The organism is Yersinia antarctica, from assembly GCF_056636475.1.
In genome coordinates this window covers 1313603-1333355 of the sequence record NZ_JBSJQF010000001.1, presented here as the reverse complement: position 1 = coordinate 1333355, position 19753 = coordinate 1313603, and the positions used below count along the sequence as shown (strand labels likewise).

Here is a 19753-nt window from a genome sequence, read left to right as displayed (position 1 = left end):
ACTATTTTTTCACCTCATTTTTAACAGCCGAAACCAATCGATAAAACATTATATCGCTAAATATATAATATAAAATAGACTTTATGTTACCTGAAGAAATAATTGGCCTTAATGATATTATTTCGAAAGATTTCCTATAACTCCTCAGTGCTGTTTTTTTATCAATATGGTATATTCTGGCACATTTAGATATATGAGATACAAATACACTTGCGATAATCGCAGTCCAATATCTACTATGATATTTTATATACTGATCTTTAAATCTTAACAGCCCGACCTCGCTATCATCAAGATCTGAAACATTCAGGTTTTTAGTAATACTATCTGGATTTTGTCTATATTTAACAATGTAATCCTTACTTTCATAGATGGATTCACATTTACTAATTAAAATAGGAAAAATCAATTGATCTTCAAATCTACGTCCAACATCAAAAATTATATTGTCAAAGATATTTTTATTAAAAACACACCGCCAGAGATAAAACATTTCACTATTGGCTATACCAATCTTAACTGATTCTAGATTACTTTTAGTGAATTCATTCTTATTTATTAAATCGAATTTATTTTCTTTACCTTCAGTTAATTCAATGTAGTTAAATAATATACAATCAGGTGCATTTTTTATAATTATTTTTTTGATACTAGAATATATTTTATCGCACCAGATATCATCAGCATCGACAAAGACTATATAATCTCCTGTGGCGATCTCTACACCTTTATTTCGCACTACGGATACACCTGAATTATCTTGTGACAAATATTTAAAGTCATATATTTTACTATATTTACTGATTATATCAGCAGAGTTATCAGTTGAACCATCATTGATAATGATAACTTCAAGCATGTTATCCCATTGTGAAAATACAGAAATTAGGCATGACTCAAGATACTTACCAGCATTATAGACAGGTATAATCAACGAAAGTATTTTTTTATTATCCATGTTTGTTTCTCGAAAGTATTTCAAATAAGAGATTTTTTCTCTTAAGAATAATAATCAAACATATAAATGATAAAGCCTCAATAGTAATAATTGAAATAATACCGCCCCAAGCTCCATATTTAGAGGCAAGATATGCACAAAGAGGGATATGAATTACTGCCGAAATCATTGGTAAAATCGTATAAGATTTCTTATACCCATGAGGTAATAAAATGTAGTTAGCTAGTACAGTCGATTGTATAACCAGAATATAAACAGGAGAAAATAAAATTAAAAGTGTTGATACCTCCGAATATTCAGAGCCAAACATTATTTTAGTAATCAATTTAGAGAAAACTATGACACAAATTGTTATAGCAATGCACAAGCCACCCTGCCAATAGAAAATCTTTCTGATTAAAGAGTAGGCCTCTTCTTTTTTATTAACCAATAACGAATTTATTCTGGGGTAAAATGCATTTCCTAGAACTAAAAATACACCTAAAATAGCCCCTTTAACTCTATCAGCTGCCGTAAATATACTGACTTCATAAACATTACTGAATATACCAATTATAATTGTCGTACTCATGGTATAAAGACTAATAGATAATGTTGCAAAAAATATCGGGAAAGAATCTTTTAATGTATGCGCTATCTTTAGACTAGAGAAGTTAACTACTCTTACAAGTTTTTTCCGATATATATATATTATTGCTATGATACCAGCCAATAAATTCATTGACGATTGAATTATTACTGCATATTTTATATCCGCATCACTGTGAACAAAAATAAAAAATAAAGGTAGCATTGATAGCTTTGCTACTATCATTAAATTTGTCACAACAGATAGTTTTTCTATGCCTTGGAAAAACCACGCAGGCATTAACGTGGTACCAATTAACATTAATACAGTATAAATCAACTCACTTTGGATAACAGCATGCGTACTTGTAATCGTAAGTAAAATAATTATAAGAATTGAAATGACGCATAATATTGATTTGGAATAAAGTGTTTCAAAAAAAACTTTAGATATATATTCTGGATTATCTTGATGTTCAGCAATTTTCTTCGAGGCCGATAAATTAAATCCAAAATCTATTAAAATAACAAAATACTGTGCTAAAGAAAGAGTAAGGCTATAGATACCGAAACCTTCCACGCCCAAAACTCGAGTTAAATATGGCAATGTAAGGAGTGGAATAATATAGTTACTGCCTTGTAATAGAAGTAAAGAAAATATATTTCTTCGTAAAACTGACATTTTCATTTCCAGTTATTGGATTAGACTATATTGTTCATGATTGCTAAAGATACTCAATTATTTTTATCTCTCATAATACAGAGTATATCTCTCAAAAATATATAAATTCAAATCGTGAAAAATAAAATCACGCTACCGCCCTTGGCTTAACAGCTACCAATGCACTACTCTAAAACTTCAGTCTTTTGCTTAACTTAAAAATCAAATAAAAACAAACAGTTAAGTCACATACTTACATACCTGTTGTTTATAAAAGCCTAATTCTCATACATCTAAACAGGCATTACAAGAGAAAGGAGTAGGTAAATATGTAATCACATATCATTAATATACCAATCGATACATAAAAATTACGAATTAAGAGATAGTTGAGCAATTTCTTGTTTTATCAACTGTTCTAAAAGGTCTATATGCCCCTCATCGTCGTTCAACGCAGGAATATATTCAAATTTCTCGCCACCGGCGTGCATGAAAATCTCCCGGTTCTGCTCCTTGATCTCCTCCAGTGTTTCAAGACAATCAGCAGAGAAACCAGGGCAGATCAGCTGAATATGCTTAATACCTTGGGCGGGGAGACTTTTTAATGTCTCGTCGGTATAAGGCGTCAACCAAGGTTCACGACCAAAGCGAGACTGATATGTCATCATGATATTTTCGGCTGGCAACACCAATTTGCCACGTAACGCGCGGCTAGTATCTTCACAACGTTGTGGATAATCATCCCCCAGTTGAGCATAGCGCTTAGGAATACCATGGAAGGAAAGTATTAGTCTGTCAGGTTTGCCATGCTGCGCAAAAGCACGTTCAACACTTTGCTGTAATGCCGAAATATAGGTGGGATGTTCGGCATAATCACGGATAAAAGAAACCGATGGTAACCGACGATATCCTTTCAGAATACGGGCAACAGCGTCCCACACAGCGGCACTGGTCGAACAGGAATATTGCGGATAAAGCGGCAAAACCACCAGCTTAGTCACACCTTGGGCTAATAACTTATCGATAGCATCTGGCAGATTTGGTGAGCCATAACTCATACCTAACTCAACCGGGATCTCTGGCATACGTGCCGCCAATGCTTTCTGTTGCCGCCGACTATAGACCAATAACGGTGACCCTTCGTCCATCCAGACTGATTGGTATAATTTAGCCACGCGGGGAGATCGAATAGGCAAAATGACACCGCGTAACAGAGGCCACCACAGCCACGGGGAAGTATCAACCACCCGGCGGTCACTCAGGAACTCAGTCAGATAGCGTTTTACTGCTTGCGGTGTTGGGGCGTCCGGTGTCCCCAAGTTGACCATTAATACGCCGAGCTTACTTTGCATGATGCAAAATCCTTGTGGGGGATATTACGCTTATTATTCGAGCTTACGAATAAGTCTTCAACGAGATCCGTAAAACGAGAAAGGCGACCTTAGGCCGCCTTAGCTATCTTACCATCCAGAATTAACCGAGAATAGTCGCCAGTTCTGCACTGACTTCTGCTACTTTACGGGTTCCGTCCAGCTTAAAATATTGCGTATTGCCTGCATCAGCTTCTTTACGATAGTAAGAAACGAGTGGTGCGGTTTGTTGATGATATTCGATCAGACGTTTGCGAACAGTGGCTTCCTGATCGTCTTTACGAATAGTAAGTTCATCACCTGTCACATCATCTTTATCTTCAACTTTAGGTGGGTTGAATTTAATGTGGTAAACACGGCCTGAAGCAGCATGTACTCGACGCCCGACGATGCGTTCAACAATCAACTCGTCTGGTACAGCAAACTCCAGCACATAATCAACCTTGATACCGGCTTCTTTCATGGCATCAGCCTGAGGAATAGTACGTGGGAACCCGTCTAACAGGAAACCATCACGGCAATCGTCCTGGGTGATACGCTCTTTAACCAATGCGATAACCAGCTCATCAGTAACCAGTTTGCCGGCATCCATTATTTCTTTCGCTTTCAGACCTAACTCAGAACCTGCTTTTACAGCGGCGCGCAACATATCACCAGTAGAGATTTGCGGAATACCGTATTTCTCCATGATGAATTGAGCCTGAGTACCCTTACCAGCGCCCGGAGCGCCCAGCAGAATGATACGCATTGCGTAAATCCCCTTGCTATGTAGTTTTTCTATGTGTTTTTACTTAGAGCCTATCCCATTAGGGCTATTTTATTTGCCATTTTGAACCAAGGCAGTGCTCAGGATCCTCACGTACGATGTGTACGCTCCGGCTCTTCCGCGCTGTCCATGTTAAAACTGGCTGCAACAATGACGCCAACGGGGATAAGCTCTTAAAAAAATCGAAATTGCGGAAAACAAGCAACCATACCATTTTCAGGGGGGTTGGCTCAAGGCGCGCGAGGCCGGTTAGCAGGAGAGAATCAATGACATCCAGGAGAAATAAAAAAACAACCCATTGAAAATAAATAAAAAAACGCCTCAGATAACACATCTATCTGAGGCGTTCTATTACTCAATTAAGCCGTTAATAACTGATTCATTCTGCGGATAAACTGGTTAGGATCATCTAATGTTCCCCGTTCAGCTAACAGCGATTGATCCAGTAATAACTCTACCCATTCAGCAAACTGAGCATCGTCAGTCACATCAGCAGCGCGTTTAACCAAGCTATGTTCAGGATTTAATTCAAAGATATACTTCACTTCTGGTGCCTGTTGGCCCGCAGCAGCAAACAATTTCGCCATCTGCGTACTCATTTCATCGGCATCAGTCGTCACTATCGCTGGCGTATCCGTCAAACGATGCGTCAGGCGGACATCTTTCACGCGTTCGCCCAGCAGGGTTTTAACCCGCTCAACGAATGGCTCCAGCGCTTTGTCGGCCTCTTGCTGATCTGGACGCTCTTCATCTGCCAGCTTATTCAGTGAGTCATCTGCTTTGCTGACTGACTGGAAAACTTTACCGTCAAACTCGGTCAGGTAGCTCATCATCCATTCATCGATGCGATCAGATAACAGCAAGACTTCAATGCCTTTTTTGCGGAACAGTTCCAGATGAGGGCTGTTCTTCGCCGCAGCATAGCTGTCAGCAGTGATGTAATAAATCTTCTCCTGCCCTTCAGTCATACGGCTGACATAATCTTCCAAAGACACTGTCTGCGCTGAGCTGTCGGTATGGGTTGAAGCAAAGCGTAGTAACTTGGCAATAGTTTCTTTATTGCTACCGTCTTCCGCTGGGCCTTCCTTAAGCGCCATACCGAACTGCTGCCAGAACTGCTGATATTTCTCAGCATCATCTTTAGCCAGTTTTTCCAGCATTTGCAGCACACGTTTAGTCAGCGCACTACGTAGATTCTGAGTAATGCGGCTGTCTTGCAGAATCTCACGCGAGACGTTCAGCGGTAGATCATTAGAATCTATTAAACCACGAACAAAACGCAGGTAATTCGGCATGAACTGCTCAGCATCATCCATAATGAACACGCGCTGCACGTAAAGTTTCAAACCATGCTTATGGTCGCGATTCCACATATCCCACGGGGCCTGAGCTGGGATATACAGCAAGCTGGTATACTCCTGCTTACCTTCGACGCGGTTATGGCTCCAACTCATCGGGTCGGTGAAATCATGCGCGATATGTTTATAGAATGCTTTATATTCGTCGTCAGTAATCTCTGCTTTGCCGCGCGTCCATAATGCCTGAGCTTTATTGATTTTCTCCCAGGTGACCGTGCCGTCTTCTTCATTTTTGCTTTGAATTTCAACTGGCAAAGCAATATGGTCTGAATATTTACTGATGACTGAGCGCAAGCGCCAATCATCCAAATACTCGTCTTCACCTTCACGCAGATGCAGGGTTATCTCTGTACCACGCTCTTCTTTGGTGATATCCGCGATGGTGTAGTCACCCTCGCCTGCCGATTCCCAGAATACGCCAGCATCAGCAGGCGCACCGGCTGCACGGGTACGGACGGTGACTTTATCTGCCACAATAAATGCGGAGTAGAAACCGACACCAAACTGGCCGATTAATTGGCTATCTTTGGCTTGATCTGAACCAATAGACTCAAGGAATGCTTTGGTCCCTGACTTCGCGATGGTACCAAGATTATCAATAACTTCGTCACGGCTCATACCGATGCCGTTATCACTTAGAGTCAAAGTACGCTTTTCTTTATCAAAAGATAAACGCACTCTCAGCTCACCGTCGCCCTCAAATAATTCAGGATTAGACAGCGCGCGGAAACGCAGTTTGTCTGCCGCATCAGAGGCATTAGAGATCAACTCGCGCAAGAAAATTTCTTTATTGGAATAAAGCGAGTGAATCATCAAATGGAGGAGTTGTTTTACTTCAGACTGGAATCCACGGGTTTCTTGACCTTTCATACTCATTAATTACCTCAATCCAAATTACCGACAGGTACATAAAATCGAACAATGAGTATCAGATGGGGCCAATAGGTGAAAGTTTCAAGTATGAGGATAGAAAAAAATAGAGAATCGAGGGCGATTGACTTATTATCCCTAACGAATTTATTCGTAAGATAATCAATAACAAGACTATCGCCCACAATAAATAATGGGATCAATACTTAATAGGATTACGCCCAGCCAGTGAGTGCGATAATGTCGTACCATCAACCATTTCCAGTTCGCCGCCTACTGGTACGCCATGAGCGATACGGCTGGCTAATACGCCATACTGACCACACATCTGGCCGATATAGTTGGCAGTGGCATCCCCTTCTACGGTCGGATTAGTTGCCAAAATGACTTCAGTGATAGTTTCAGTTTCAAGCCGTTTTTCCAGCAAATCCAAACCAATATCGCCAGGGCCAATGCCATCCATGGGAGATAAATGCCCCATCAACACAAAGTAACGCCCACCAAACTGGCCGGTTTGTTCAATAGCATGGATATCTGCCGGGCTTTCGACCACACAGAGTTGGCCATTCTGCTGCCGGCGTGGGTTGGAGCAGATAGTGCAACGGTCTTGCTCGGTAAATGTCCGGCAATCAGCACAGTGACCGATTTCGGACATCGCACGGGTCAATGACTGCGCCAGCCGCATTCCACCACTACGATCACGCTGTAGCAGTTGGAATGCCATACGTTGCGCTGATTTCGGGCCAACGCCCGGCAGGCAGCGCAACGCCTCCATTAATGACTCAAGGAGTGGACTGGTTTGCATCAGAACGGCATCTTAAAGCCTGGTGGTAATTGCATACCACTGGAGACCGAAGCCATTTTCTCTTTTTGCGTTTCATCGATACGACGCGCTGCATCGTTCAATGCCGCAGCAATCAAATCTTCCAGCATTTCTTTATCTTCTTCAACCAATAGGCTTGGGTCAATTTCAACCCGGCGGCAGTTATGCGCCCCATTGATGGTTACTTTTACCAAGCCCGCGCCAGATTCACCGGTAACTTCCAATTTGGCGACTTCTTCCTGCATCTGCTGCATTTTTTCCTGCATCTGCTGGGCTTGTTTCATTAAATTGCCAATACCGCCTTTACCAAACATAGTCATCTCTCATAGCAAGGGGCCGCGTCAGTACACCATGCACTTACCGCAGCGGTTAAACCGGCCGGATACTCTCTTCATCCAATTCTGCATCGAAGAAACGACGCAGTGTCTGAATATTATTATCCGCAATAATCGACTGGCGTGCTTGTGCCAGCTTTTCTTCATAAATGGCCTGCCGCCATTCCAGCGGAGTACGCTCCGCCGGGTTGTCATCTTCGATAACGCTAAGTGTGACAGCATTACCGTGTAATTCACTCAATGCATCAGCCAGCGCCTTTTGTGCCGTGGGCGAATTTAAATGCCGCTGGCTAGAACGCAGGTGAAGACAAATATTACCCGGTTCTATTTCTTCTTTAAATGCATTCAACGCAAGCTGCTGTACCAATTTCGGAACATGTAGCTTATCTATCTCTGCCGCCCAAGGATCCCGCACCATGGCGTCTTCAGCCAATTTGGCAGAAAGCTCCGGTGTTTTTTCATGCTCTAACGCAGAGCGCAACGCCTTAGGCGTGGTAACTGGCTCAGCTACGACCTCAGACTGATTCTGCGCGGTCCAACGATAAGCTTCTTTCTTCGCCGGTTTCTTTTCTTCGGTTGATTTAGCGGCCAGACGCTGCTGGCTGCGCTCAGTCACCGAAGCTAGACGCTCCAGTGCCGAGGTTGCCGGCCGCGCTTTTCCTGGCGCTGCCGGCTCATTCTTTTTTGGTGTGGTTGTCCCGGATTGTCGCAACAACTGGGTCCGTGCCTGAAGGAGCTGCGCAGTAGAATCTGGGAGCTGAGTACTCACTTCAGCGGCAAGCCCTAGCGGTGGCCCTGAGTGAGTAGATGCGGGCTGTTGCGTATTTGGGGAGTGCTGCGGTGCATTGTTACCCCCAATCGCTGCTGGCGCACTGACAGATACACTCTGCGGTTCGGCAATTATCGCTTTAGGATGAAAAGCTAACGCTCGCAATAAGGTCATTTCAACCCCCATGCGGCGATCCGGCGCATAAGCCAGCTCTTTGCGGCCCACTAACAGAATTTGATAATATAACTGAATATCAGCAGGTGGCAATGTGCGGGCCAGTTCGCGTAACCGAGGCTCAACCGTCGCATAGTGATTATCCAACATTGATGGCAGCAGTTGCACCATCGCAATGCGGTGCAGCAAACTTAGGGTTTCGACCAATAAGTTTTCCCAATCGACACCACGTGATGCCGCTTGTTCTACCTGAGCCATCACCCGCGCACCATCGGCACTGACCAGCGCCTCGATAATCGCCAAGGGTTGCTCGTCATCCAGCGTTCCCAGCATTTGACTGACTGTAGCTGTCGTCACATGCCCATCGCCCATCGCAACGGCCTGATCTGTCAGACTAAGCGCATCTCGCATACTGCCATCGGCCGCCCGTGCCAATAATTGTAATGCACGCGCATCACTACTGATTTGCTCTGCCAGTAATATTTTTTCAAGCTGCCCACGGATAACCTCAACATCAATCACTTTGAGATGGAATTGCAAACAGCGGGAAAGGATGGTCACCGGCAGTTTCTGAGGGTCCGTAGTCGCCAGCAAGAATTTCACATGGGCTGGCGGCTCTTCAAGTGTTTTTAGTAGCGCATTGAAACTGTGGCGCGACAGCATATGCACTTCATCAATTAAGTACACTTTGAAGCGGCCACGGGCTGGAGCATATTGAACGTTATCCAGCAGTTCTCGGGTATCTTCTACCTTCGTGCGCGAGGCGGCATCTATCTCGATCAGGTCAACAAAACGGCCTTGCTCGATCTCCAGGCAGTTAGCACAGGTACCGCAAGGCGTCGCTGTAATGCCGGTTTCGCAGTTAAGACCTTTGGCTAATAGCCGTGCAATCGACGTCTTGCCAACGCCACGGGTGCCGGAGAATAGATAGGCGTGATGAATTCGCCCTAATGAAAGGCCATTAGCCAGCGCCGTCAGGACATGCTCCTGACCAACGACGTCTGCGAACGTTTGGGGGCGCCACTTACGGGCAAGGACCTGATAGCTCATTAATACTTCATCATTGATTTATAAAGAATAATTTAATCACCAGTAAAAAAACCACTATTTAACCTACATATATTAAGTGGTTTGTTTTTGAACACATTAACCCGAATAGCTACAGGTTGAATCTTAGTGTACCAGTACGCCCATCGTCATTCCCACAAATTTACTTTGTGGAAGTAGAGTTGTCGATTCTTTGTACCCTGCGATGCCGTAATAAACCCGTTCTTATTTCCTTTCGGACTCTCCCCCATGTTGAAAGAATCGATATTGCCAGCAATGAATTTTACAACGGTGGCCTATTCATTTTTATTCCACAATCTGGATGTTATGCTGGCAATCTATTCCGAAATACCGGCCTTAGTACGATCGGAAATTTGCTCTGACAGGTAACGGAGATTAGCAGAGTGTAAGGTGCTTCCCTGACTGCTGGATTTTGCATGGTATTCAATCGGTGCCGATGCCTAGGCTATCAAGAAGTTATAGTTAATAATCAGCGGCACCCAGTTTGGGTCAATTAACAATGGACGGATTTATGACAAGTAAAAAAAGAGGGATGGGCTATATTGCTATCGTCGTTGATGATTACGATAAAGCGATTGAATTTTATACCGAAAAGTTAGGTTTTTTTCTGCGAGAAGATGAGGCACAACCAGGGAAACGTTGGGTGTCGGTTTCGCCGACAGAAGACAGTGAGTGTCGTTTATTGCTAGCTCGGGCATCCAATGACCATCAAACTGCGTTTATTGGTAATCAATGTGGTGGTCGAGTATTCCTTTTTCTTGAGACAGATAACTTCTGGCGTGATTATGAGTTGATGAAATCAAAAGGAGTGACATTCTGCGAAGAACCTCGCAAAGAGAAATATGGCATGGTGGTTGTATTCGAAGATATTTACGGTAATCGCTGGGATCTTTACCAAAAATAGTGAGTATAATTAGTGCGTTAGGAAAATAATAATGATAAGAATCATCTCGGTGAGAAGTCACCCTGAGTATAAAGATCAATCTATCCGCTATTTTCAGAATAAGTGGGCCACGGAAGAGACTAAAATGCTTTATCAGGATTGCATCAGTCTTTGTATTGCAGCTAAAAATCCTTTACCTCAATGGTATTTGATGGAAATGAATAATGAAATTATTGGTTGCGCTGGATTAATCACCAATGATTTTATTAGCCGTATGGATCTGTACCCTTGGTTATGTGCGCTTTATATTGAAGAGCAACACCGAGGGTATGCTTATGGTGAATTACTGATCAAGCATATTGCTAAAGAAACCAAACAATTAGGTTTTGATACACTACATTTATGTACTGACCATATCGGGTTCTACGAAAAGTATGGTTTTACTTTTACTGGATTGGGTTATCACCCATGGGGCGAGTCTTCACGTATTTATTCGCTGCCACTCTAATAAGTGAATGGCAGTTTGCATTGATAATATTTTCCCAACATTCATCGAATAATCTGACAGTCACCGTTGATGACCACCAGATTATTATGCCTACCATGTTTCAGTCCAGAGTGCTGTTGGCTTTTTTCACTCACCCAAATCATCTATCTGGGTAAGTTTATCGGGATGTATTCACTTGCAGCCTACCTGCAACTCCACATTCTTTGGGGATAAAATCAATGCCCGCTGAACGAGACCAAACTATAGCAAGTGATCCCTTGCTGAGTCAGGCGCGCTTCGCCACCCAATTCAGGCAAATCAATCACAAATGCAGCGTCAGTCACGACGCCACCCAGCCGACGGATGAGCTTAACCGTTGCCTCGATTGTGCCGCCGGTAGCCAGCAAATCGTCAATCACTAAGACATTATCGCCCGGTTTAATGCTATCGGTGTGGATCTCAAGTTTGTCCGTGCCATACTCCAACTCATAGCTTTCGCTGATAGTTTCCCGCGGCAATTTACCGGGTTTACGCACCGGAACAAAACCGACACCCAGCGACAGGGCGACCGGAGCACCAAACAGAAAGCCGCGAGCTTCAGTACCCACTACTTTAGTCACGCCTTTACCCAGATAGCGCTCTACCAGCAATTCGATGCTAGCGGCATAGGCTAATGGATCTTCTAGCAAGCTGGTCACATCACGAAACAGTATTCCCGCTTTTGGATAATCGGGGATGGTTTTGATACTGTCTTTAATATATTGAAGCTGTTGTGCTGTATTAGGTGCAGTAGCGGTCATAATTTGTGCCTGATAAAACTGCTGTACATACTTAAGCGCGGCCAGTCGATGTTAAATGGCATCGGCTGAGTAACTTAGTCTCACTATCGATAATACTCCGATAGTTAAAGTCACTGCATCCTTAACATTAAGGATGCAACGAGGGATCACCCCGCGCACGAAAACGCTCAAATCTATGCAAACTGGCACTAAAATGCAACTAGTGTGAATTGCTCAGCGCCGTTTTTGTTGCGATAGGTCAATAACTGGCATTCGCCACATAAAGGTCAACAGTAGGATTAACATAATAAGTAATATGCCTCTCACCCACCAGATTTTCACCAACCAAAGTGAAACAGCAAATGTAAGTATGGTAACCAGTATTGCCTTCCATTTAGTGCCCACAGGCAATGCTCGATGTTGTTGCCAGGTACGTATATAGCTACCAAACCATGAACGGTAGAGCAACCAGTGATGAAATCGCGGGGAGGATCGTGCAAAACACCAAGCGGCCAACAGCAAAAACGGTGTGGTGGGTAACAGAGGAAGCACGACACCTAACGTTGCCAATATCACCGCCAGCCAACCCAAGGTTATCAAAAACCAACGAGACATAAGCTCCCTTTATCATCACTTTAATGAAGCGTTATCATTAACCCATGCGTTGAACATCATCAATAGATATTCTTGCCATTATTTGCACAAGACATCGGTATCTATTTTATTTACCCTCCTCCAAGCTTGTATCTGCCGCCATTCGAAGGCAAGCTGGCGGGAAATGCCAAGGAGAAGCGCCATGAGTACGGAAAAATTATTGCAGGTGCTTGAAAGCCAAATTGAAGCGCTGTCAGCGCAAGTTGGCCCTCAGGCAAACACCCCCTCTCAGCAAGCCCGTTTTGATCTAAACCTGTTTGGTAATCATGGCAACCGTTTCCGCGATTATCTTCAGGAAATACGTAAAAATATGGCCCAACTAAAGCAGGTGGTTGCTGATAATCGCACACAACAGGTTGCTTTTCTCGCTGAAAAACTGGTTGCCCAGATTTCTGCATTGCAAAGAGAATTGGCTACACAAAAATTAAGAAAATCCAATCCTGAACCTCGGGATAATAAATTGGACCCTTACCATAAGCTGGCTGAACATCAAGATTATGAACGGCGAATATTGGCCATGATTCAGGATAGAGAGAGCCAACTTGGTAAGCAAAGTTTGTTATCTGAGCAGCAGAAAATACAGAAAGAGCTAGCGGCACTCGAGGGGCGCCTAATGCGCTGCCGGCAGGCGTTGATAAGAATAGAACGCAGTATTGAGAAAAAAGAGAACGGTTTTTGAATATTTGTCACATTTTTTGAATCATTGAGATTCCGACAGCAAATAGTTCTCTATAATGTTTATGCCCGCCCTCTTTCAAATGCAGATGTTGACGGCTTGCGTTCACCCGAATTACTGACTGGTGTCAGTTAATCGGGATTACCTCGCTTACCGCTTTCCAGCATGTTGAAATCTAGTGGGTATATAGGTTGAATCAGGTCAGGTGGAACCCTGGTACGATATTCACACCCGACTTCCCGATTAACTGCAAATCAAATGTTGGTCAGATTATGTCAGTTGAAAAAGCTCCACCAGAACTGCAACTGGCAGTAGATCTTATCTATCTGCTGGAATGCAATGAGATAGCGCCCGAGACAGCACTGGCGGCGTTAGCGATCGTGCAACTTGATTATCAGCGTAAGCTCCGCCGTCAAAACTCAGATTGAAGATATCACTTCTGCTATTTAGCCAAGGCGATACACTAACGTGTCGCCTTAGTGATGCAGGTATATGACCCGACCTGTAGAGACTCCATCAGTAATGGCGCGCTACTGCCTATACAGCCTAATGCCTTAAGCAAGCGGCTTATTGATATCCGGTAAGTCAGGCTTAGTATCTCCCAATTCCGATTGCTCAGCCGGTAAGCCTTGTTTATCAAGCGGGCGACTGACTTCCTGAACCTCGGTACCATCTGGTTTGTGCAGATACACTTCCAACTGGTTAAAGGCGATATTAATGTCATTATCACGACATAACTTATCAATAGCCCTGTTCAATTCATCCACCGTATAGCTGCGATCTCTCAATTCACGAACATACAGGCGTAACTCATGATCAAGAGTGCTGGAACCGAAGTTTAGGAAGAAGACTTGTGGTTCAGGATCAACCATAACTCGTGGATTCTCATGGGCGGCTTGTAACAGTACATCTTTTACTTTCGCCAGATCAGAACCATAGGCGACACCCACTTTAATGATGATGCGCGTAATGGTATCTGACAGTGACCAGTTGATCAGGCGCTCGGTAACAAATGCTTTGTTCGGAATAATGACTTCTTTACGGTCAAAATCGGTAATTGTCGTCGCACGGATGCGTATCTTGCTGACATTCCCCGAAAAAGTACCAATGGTAATGGTATCGCCGATACGAACGGGCCGCTCAAACAGAATAATCAAACCGGATACAAAGTTGGCAAAGATTTCCTGCAAGCCAAACCCCAAACCAACAGACAGTGCCGCCACTAACCATTGCAATTTATCCCACGAAACACCGAGCGAACTTAACGCGGTTATCCCACCGACCGCCGTGATGAGATAAGTCAGAATGGTGGTGATGGCATAAGAAGTGCCTTGGCGCAGTTGCAGGCGCGACAATACCACAACCTCAAGTAAGCCCGGCAAGTTACGAGTCAGAACATAGGCAACCACCAATGCCATCAAAGCCACCAGCATATTCCCCAAGGTCACAGCCTGCGCGACGCTAGCACCAGCGACTGTTGAGGTGTAATGCCACAAAGAGATACTATCCAGATAGGAAATAACCGTTATCAGGTCCGCCCAAATCCAATAGAAACAAGTGGCAAAAATCAGGAAGAGCGCCATCGTTGTCAGGCGTAATGACTGTTGGTTAATTTGGTCCAAGGCTAATGGCGGCTCTTCAACCGGCTCACCACCTTCAGCCCCCTCTTTCACCAAACTTTGCCGCCGGGCAATTGCCCTACGATAGGCCAAACGCCGCGCGGCAACCCCTAAACCTCGAATTGCCGTCAGGTAAACGATATTCCACAGGAACAATAAGTACAGACTATCAATCCAGCGACCAGCCAGTTGTAGTGTCGTATAAAAATATCCTGCCATCATTAAGCCAATCAATATGATGGGGGTTACAGCAACCGCAGTCACAATCACCAACCGCACCGCATGGGAATCTTTTTCACGCCAACTATCGCGGCAGAATGGATAGACAAACAGGGCCAGCAGTGCCAATGCAATAACAATAACAATTTGCCCGATGACATCATCGACCAATCGAAGTGGACTTTTCTCTCCCAATTCCGACCAGAATATCACCGGCAACAATGCCCCCCCTAATCGCACCATTTGGCGGCGATAATGCGCGCATCGGTCAGCCGCAATCATAAAGTGTCGCTCGGTAATTCCCCCTGGCGAGAGCATACGATAGGTCAGATCAAATATTAGCCAGAACAGCGCCAAACGTTGGAATAAGCTCCAGAGGAAGTCACTAAGATTAAAGTCTGAACGCAGACACCAATAGCCAAAACCTAGGATAATTAAGGCCCCAGGCAAGACTTTCAGTAAAGTGAGCATAATGGCATTTGGCGTATGCATTTGGCTGTCGTGCTTGAGTTGCCCGACGTCAGCCGCCAGTCTATCCAAATGTTTATTAATGATGTTATAGCGTGATCGGATCACCCCCACCACAATCAACATGGGTAGCAAGAACACCACTGATTTGATCAACCCCGCTAACACATCACCCGGTGACAGGGTAAAGTGAAAATTGCTCAGTTCAGATTTAAGTGCGCCCGGTAAGGCTTTTAGCCAAGACCAGTCCATCGGTTTATTGCTACTGACCCAAAAAATCTGCTGTGTCAGAGTATGTTGCAGTGATTCATTGACGCTGAGCAACTGCTGTTGGTTAATTTGCAGATTGATAGCCAATGTCAGTTGGTTACCCAACTGTTTATTCAACTGATCCAGTAGCTCACGGCGGATATCAACAATTTGCCCCAGCGCGTCTTCTACATCAGGACTGATCTTCTCTTTACTGTCATTCATCAGGGTTTGGATATAGTCATCCCCCTGGAATAGCTGGTCACGTTGCTGATTTATTTCAAATTGCTCCAAGCGCAAGTCAGCAATACGTGGACCCATATTGGTTATCAAACCAGCAGCCGGTAAATTGAGCTGCTGTTGATACAAGATACGCGAAAGCAACAAGCTACCGCGTAATACGGTAATTTGTTCTTTTAAGTTACGTTCCGATTGCAGCGCGCGGTCCAGCCAGTTTTTAACTCTAATATTCTGTTGTACCAGGGTGTTGCCTTCTTTCGTGGCATTAATCAGGCGCTGACTTAATTCTTTGTTAATCGTCAGTTCTCGGCTAACTAACGGATCATTTTGAATATCAGTTGCATCATTAGGTGCTTGCGCTTCTTTGGCTGTTTTTTCTGATAGGATTAATCGTTTGCCGCTGACCACCTCTTGCAGTAGCTGTACGTAGCGCTCCAGTTGGTTTATGTGAGCAGTAGTGTAATCCCGTTGTTTTTGCAGTAAATCCTGTAAGGTGGTGTTAGCTTCCAGATTTTTACGTTGCAAATCCAGCTGCGCATTTAACATCACCTGCTCAGTCAATAACTCTTGCTGCTGGGTTGGACGCAGAACCTCTTGATTTGGCGCTAATCCATTGAGTTGATTGCGAATCTGCATTAAACGCATTGATGCGTTATACATCGCACTCTGCACCCGTTCGGGCTGAGTTTGCAGGGCAATTAACTGGCTATTATAAGCGGAGAGGTCTTCCTGAGCTGATTGTAAATCATCCAGCGTTTCATTTAGACGTGATTCCAATTGGCGCAGCGAATAATTCGCCAATGACTCCCGAGTCAGCGTGTCAGCGGTACTATTCTTAAGCGCATCCAGCCCCTCTGTCGCCTGCCGTAATTTTGCGGGAGCTTGTGCCAGTTGTTGTTTAAGTTGACTGGCCTCTTGCTTGGTAAGCTCAATGGTATCAAGGTATTCCAACGTTTTAGTTAGATCCTGCTGTGATAGCTTTTCCGCTGGCGACAATATTTTTTGTTTTGATAGTGTATCCAGTTGGCTTAATACCTCAGTGCGGGTCGGCACATCAATATTGATTCCAGATGCAAAAGTCGATGGCAAAGATATAAAGGCAATTATAAGCAGGGTAAGCATTGTCTGAAGGCGTAATAAAAATGCCCCCACTGACGTCATGACTGGCATGGATAAGGGTAAAGAATATTGATTATGGGATCTGCTGCTCATATTTGAACTTCATTTCAACAGAGAGGCTGAAATCCTATCACGTTCAGTCTCGAGTAATAATAAGAAAAATCTTTCAGAACGTGAATAGCTGTAATAATGCGGGCTGTTACGCAGTTGTTGTTGAATAGGATGTAACAACCAGCAATATCGGTTGATTCGGGGAAGAGCAGTAATCCCATTATTACTTAGAATGTGAGAACTTTATCAGCGGCTAACGTCCATTGAGCCAACTCAACCAAAGTACCGATTTCTGCACCATCAACCAGCGTTAACCCAGTCACACCACGGGCATCGGCGCAAGTTTTGCATAATTTAACCGGAACATTCTGTGCTGTAAGAATCTCTAGCATCTGCTGTAAATTGTAACCTTCACGTGGTTGTTGCCCGTTAAGGCCAGCAATGACGGCATCAGACATTAAAAAAAGGCGTAAATCGAGATCGGCTTGTTGTTCTTTTAACGCAATAGATAAACGCAGAGCATTAAATAATGACTCATGGCCATAGGCAGCCCCATTCGCAATCACAACCAGTGAACTACTCATATAAACCTCCAGTTAATCCGATGCTTTGCTATTTAGCCCTTTTCGCAACGAAAGACTATGGCCTAGCATCTCCAGATAGGCATCAATTAATACCGGTGCCTCTTGTTTTATATCAAAACTTTCTGGCATAAAGAGCCAGTTTTCCATCAAACCTGTAATATAAGCTTTCATGATAATCGCAGCTCGACGAGTATCAAGGTTGACGGGCAATTGATTTGCATCAATACAGTCTTGCAAAACCGATTCAATTCGCTCATAACTAGCTAAATCAAGAACTTTACGCGCGTCATGGACTGAGGTCATCTCACCGATAAACTCACATTTATGGAATACAATCTCCATTAGTGCACGGCGTCGGCAATCCTCACGCGTAGAAACAAGAACATAGATGAGTATTTCACGCAGGATGCGGAGTGGATTATCGGGATATTTTGCCTGATACTCTAATTCGAGCTGATCAATTTTAGACTCTGATAACTCCCAAACTTCGTTAAACAGGTCTACCTTATTCTTGAAGTGCCAATAAATTGCGCCTCGGGTTACGCCTGCGGCGGCGGCAATATCAGTAAGTGAAGTGCCGGAAACGCCATGCGCAGAAAACTCCCGCACTGCGGCATCAAGAATTTGTTGCCGGGTCTCTTCGGCTTGCTGTTTGGTTTTTCGTGCCATAGCGTTGTTTTTTCGAGGGGGTGCGATTTACATACATTCACGAATGTATGTACCATAGCACGCACATATAATTTACGCAGCAATGGGTTTTAAAGCTTGTGATCCATTGAATTAAATTAAAAATCGGACACTTGAGGTTTATCTATGAGCAAAAACAGAGGGGTAATGCCTCTGGCTGCAATTCTGGTACTTTCAGGCAGCTTAGTACTTATAGGATGTAATGATAAAGATGCGGCGCAAGCCCATGCTCAACAGGCACCTGAAGTTGGTATTGTGACATTGAAAGCAGCACCACTGAATATCACAACCGAACTACCGGGCCGCACGTCCGCATTCCGTGTTGCAGAAGTTCGCCCACAAGTTAGCGGGATCATTCTTAAACGTAACTATGTTGAAGGCAGTGATGTCACCGCAGGAACATCACTTTATCAAATTGATCCAGCCACATATCAGGCCGCTTATGACAGCGCCAAAGGTGATTTAGCGAAAGCACAAGCTGCCGCTGAAATTGCCCGCCTGACAGTGAATCGCTACAAACCATTACTGGGTACCAATTACATCAGTAAGCAAGAGTATGACCAGGCTATGTCTGACTCAATGCAAGCTAATGCGAGTGTTCTGGCAGCAAAAGCGGCGGTAGAAACAGCGCGTATTAACCTGGCATATACTCAGGTTACGTCGCCAATCAGTGGGCGTACCGGTAAATCTTCAGTTACTGAAGGTGCATTGGTGACCAGTGGTCAGGCAACGGCAATGACCACAGTTCAGCAACTTGACCCGATGTATGTCGATGTGACTCAATCAAGCGATGAATTCTTGCGCCTGAAAAAAGAGCTGGCTGATGGCACGCTCAAGCAAGAAAACGGTAAGGCCAAGGTTCGCTTGTTACTGGAAAACGGCTCTGAATACGCAGAAACCGGTACTCTGGAATTCTCTGGTGTCACCGTCGATGAAACGACCGGTTCAATTACTATCCGTGCCATCTTCCCTAACCCGAACGAGGCGCTGCTGCCTGGCATGTTTGTTCGTGCCCGTTTGGATGAAGGTGTCAGACCTGATGCACTGTTGGTGCCTCAACAAGGTGTGACGCGTAACCCACGTGGCGAAGCTACTGCTATGGTTGTCGGCGCAGATGACAAAGTTGAAATGCGCACGCTGGTTGCTAATCAGGCCATTGGTAATAAATGGTTGGTTACTGAAGGATTGAAAGCAGGTGATCGTCTTATTGTTTCCGGCTTGCAGAAAATCAGACCGGGCGTGCAGGTAAAAGTGCAGGAAGTTACTGACCCGGCGCAAAAAGCAGCTCCGGCTGATACAGCGAAGAAGTCTTAAAAGGA

18 protein-coding genes and 1 other annotated feature are annotated in these 19753 nt (G+C 44.3%); of the genes, 5 read left to right on the top strand and 13 right to left on the bottom strand.

All coding sequences use genetic code 11. The features are described from left to right. Position 1: 1 nt before the first annotated feature. The 8 genes from ACWJJO_RS06025 to dnaX form a co-directional block, all read right to left on the bottom strand. Positions 2–958, bottom strand: a complete 957-nt coding sequence (locus ACWJJO_RS06025; protein ID WP_372568776.1) for a glycosyltransferase — start codon at positions 956–958, stop codon at positions 2–4. Continuing rightward, complete coding sequence (locus ACWJJO_RS06020; RefSeq protein ID WP_083159953.1) at positions 951–2207, bottom strand: flippase; 1257 nt, start codon at positions 2205–2207, stop codon at positions 951–953. The genes ACWJJO_RS06025 and ACWJJO_RS06020 overlap by 8 nt, the downstream gene beginning before the upstream one ends. Before the next feature lie 350 nt (positions 2208–2557). Beyond that, entirely contained in the window at positions 2558–3541 is a 984-nt protein-coding gene (gene hemH / locus ACWJJO_RS06015) for a ferrochelatase (protein ID WP_442848352.1), read from the bottom strand. Between the two features lie 118 nt (positions 3542–3659). After that, entirely contained in the window at positions 3660–4304 is a 645-nt protein-coding gene (gene adk / locus ACWJJO_RS06010; RefSeq protein WP_083159957.1) for an adenylate kinase, read from the bottom strand. A 377-nt stretch (positions 4305–4681) separates the two neighbouring features. Next, positions 4682–6550, bottom strand: coding sequence for a molecular chaperone HtpG (htpG, locus tag ACWJJO_RS06005; RefSeq protein WP_372559842.1), 1869 nt, complete (start codon positions 6548–6550; stop codon positions 4682–4684). Positions 6551–6749: 199 nt separating this feature from the next. Continuing rightward, a complete protein-coding gene (gene recR, locus ACWJJO_RS06000; protein WP_083159961.1) occupies positions 6750–7355 on the bottom strand; it encodes a recombination mediator RecR in 606 nt (201 codons plus the stop codon). Continuing rightward, positions 7355–7687 carry a YbaB/EbfC family nucleoid-associated protein gene (locus tag ACWJJO_RS05995; protein WP_019081276.1) on the bottom strand — a complete coding sequence of 111 codons (333 nt, stop codon included), beginning with the start codon at positions 7685–7687 and terminating at the stop codon, positions 7355–7357. Before ACWJJO_RS05995 ends, recR begins: the two co-directional genes overlap by 1 nt. Positions 7688–7742: 55 nt before the next feature. Continuing rightward, positions 7743–9701: a DNA polymerase III subunit gamma/tau gene (gene dnaX / locus ACWJJO_RS05990; RefSeq protein WP_481090775.1), complete on the bottom strand. Its 1959-nt coding sequence runs from the start codon at positions 9699–9701 to the stop codon at positions 7743–7745. Continuing rightward, positions 8349–8412: a sequence feature (DnaX frameshifting element), on the bottom strand. It overlaps the preceding gene by 64 nt. A 529-nt stretch (positions 9702–10230) precedes the next feature. Here dnaX and ACWJJO_RS05985 point away from each other — a divergent pair. Both ACWJJO_RS05985 and ACWJJO_RS05980 read left to right on the top strand, forming a co-directional pair. Next, positions 10231–10623: a VOC family protein gene (locus ACWJJO_RS05985; RefSeq protein ID WP_193784713.1), complete on the top strand. Its 393-nt coding sequence runs from the start codon at positions 10231–10233 to the stop codon at positions 10621–10623. A gap of 31 nt (positions 10624–10654) precedes the next feature. Then, complete coding sequence (locus tag ACWJJO_RS05980) at positions 10655–11110, top strand: GNAT family N-acetyltransferase (protein WP_372568774.1); 456 nt, start codon at positions 10655–10657, stop codon at positions 11108–11110. A gap of 215 nt (positions 11111–11325) precedes the next feature. On the opposite strand, the gene apt is transcribed toward ACWJJO_RS05980, so the two are convergent. Continuing rightward, the gene (apt, locus tag ACWJJO_RS05975) at positions 11326–11889 is read right to left on the bottom strand and encodes an adenine phosphoribosyltransferase (RefSeq protein WP_083159969.1); all 564 of its coding nucleotides are present in this window, start codon (positions 11887–11889) and stop codon (positions 11326–11328) included. Between the two features lie 213 nt (positions 11890–12102). After that, on the bottom strand, positions 12103–12483 hold the full coding sequence (locus ACWJJO_RS05970; RefSeq protein ID WP_083159971.1) for a DUF454 family protein: 381 nt from the start codon (positions 12481–12483) through the stop codon (positions 12103–12105). 181 nt (positions 12484–12664) lie between these two features. Between ACWJJO_RS05970 and priC the strand changes: the two genes are divergently transcribed. After that, positions 12665–13201, top strand: coding sequence for a primosomal replication protein PriC (gene priC / locus ACWJJO_RS05965; RefSeq protein ID WP_420073245.1), 537 nt, complete (start codon positions 12665–12667; stop codon positions 13199–13201). Between the two features lie 269 nt (positions 13202–13470). After that, the gene (gene rsmS / locus ACWJJO_RS05960) at positions 13471–13626 is read left to right on the top strand and encodes a pleiotropic regulatory protein RsmS (protein ID WP_050086075.1); all 156 of its coding nucleotides are present in this window, start codon (positions 13471–13473) and stop codon (positions 13624–13626) included. A gap of 126 nt (positions 13627–13752) precedes the next feature. Here rsmS and mscK read toward each other — a convergent pair whose 3' ends face one another. The 3 genes from mscK to acrR all read right to left on the bottom strand — a co-directional run bounded on the left by mscK (position 13753) and on the right by acrR (position 18416). Beyond that, on the bottom strand, positions 13753–17205 hold the full coding sequence (gene mscK / locus ACWJJO_RS05955; RefSeq protein ID WP_481090774.1) for a mechanosensitive channel MscK: 3453 nt from the start codon (positions 17203–17205) through the stop codon (positions 13753–13755). Between the two features lie 185 nt (positions 17206–17390). After that, positions 17391–17747: a DsrE/DsrF/TusD sulfur relay family protein gene (locus ACWJJO_RS05950; RefSeq protein ID WP_083159977.1), complete on the bottom strand. Its 357-nt coding sequence runs from the start codon at positions 17745–17747 to the stop codon at positions 17391–17393. Positions 17748–17759: 12 nt separating this feature from the next. Beyond that, positions 17760–18416, bottom strand: coding sequence for a multidrug efflux transporter transcriptional repressor AcrR (gene acrR, locus ACWJJO_RS05945; RefSeq protein WP_083159979.1), 657 nt, complete (start codon positions 18414–18416; stop codon positions 17760–17762). A 144-nt stretch (positions 18417–18560) separates the two neighbouring features. On the opposite strand from acrR, the gene acrA reads away from it, so the two are divergent. After that, on the top strand, positions 18561–19748 hold the full coding sequence (acrA, locus tag ACWJJO_RS05940; RefSeq protein WP_083159981.1) for an efflux RND transporter adaptor subunit AcrA: 1188 nt from the start codon (positions 18561–18563) through the stop codon (positions 19746–19748). Positions 19749–19753: the final 5 nt, after the last annotated feature.

Bases quoted from the DNA above. Each gene is read 5' to 3' on its own strand.
- ACWJJO_RS06025 (WP_372568776.1), bottom strand. From the start codon at position 958: ATGGATAATAAAAAAATACTTTCGTTGATTATACCTGTCTATAATGCT.
- ACWJJO_RS06020 (WP_083159953.1), bottom strand. From the start codon at position 2,207: ATGTCAGTTTTACGAAGAAATATATTTTCTTTACTTCTATTACAAGGC.
- adk (WP_083159957.1), bottom strand. From the start codon at position 4,304: ATGCGTATCATTCTGCTGGGCGCTCCGGGCGCTGGTAAGGGTACTCAG.
- htpG (WP_372559842.1), bottom strand. From the start codon at position 6,550: ATGAAAGGTCAAGAAACCCGTGGATTCCAGTCTGAAGTAAAACAACTC.
- recR (WP_083159961.1), bottom strand. From the start codon at position 7,355: ATGCAAACCAGTCCACTCCTTGAGTCATTAATGGAGGCGTTGCGCTGC.
- ACWJJO_RS05995 (WP_019081276.1), bottom strand. From the start codon at position 7,687: ATGTTTGGTAAAGGCGGTATTGGCAATTTAATGAAACAAGCCCAGCAG.
- dnaX (WP_481090775.1), bottom strand. From the start codon at position 9,701: ATGAGCTATCAGGTCCTTGCCCGTAAGTGGCGCCCCCAAACGTTCGCA.
- ACWJJO_RS05985 (WP_193784713.1), top strand. From the start codon at position 10,231: ATGACAAGTAAAAAAAGAGGGATGGGCTATATTGCTATCGTCGTTGAT.
- ACWJJO_RS05980 (WP_372568774.1), top strand. From the start codon at position 10,655: ATGATAAGAATCATCTCGGTGAGAAGTCACCCTGAGTATAAAGATCAA.
- apt (WP_083159969.1), bottom strand. From the start codon at position 11,889: ATGACCGCTACTGCACCTAATACAGCACAACAGCTTCAATATATTAAA.
- ACWJJO_RS05970 (WP_083159971.1), bottom strand. From the start codon at position 12,483: ATGTCTCGTTGGTTTTTGATAACCTTGGGTTGGCTGGCGGTGATATTG.
- priC (WP_420073245.1), top strand. From the start codon at position 12,665: ATGAGTACGGAAAAATTATTGCAGGTGCTTGAAAGCCAAATTGAAGCG.
- rsmS (WP_050086075.1), top strand. From the start codon at position 13,471: ATGTCAGTTGAAAAAGCTCCACCAGAACTGCAACTGGCAGTAGATCTT.
- mscK (WP_481090774.1), bottom strand. From the start codon at position 17,205: ATGAGCAGCAGATCCCATAATCAATATTCTTTACCCTTATCCATGCCA.
- ACWJJO_RS05950 (WP_083159977.1), bottom strand. From the start codon at position 17,747: ATGAGTAGTTCACTGGTTGTGATTGCGAATGGGGCTGCCTATGGCCAT.
- acrR (WP_083159979.1), bottom strand. From the start codon at position 18,416: ATGGCACGAAAAACCAAACAGCAAGCCGAAGAGACCCGGCAACAAATT.
- acrA (WP_083159981.1), top strand. From the start codon at position 18,561: ATGAGCAAAAACAGAGGGGTAATGCCTCTGGCTGCAATTCTGGTACTT.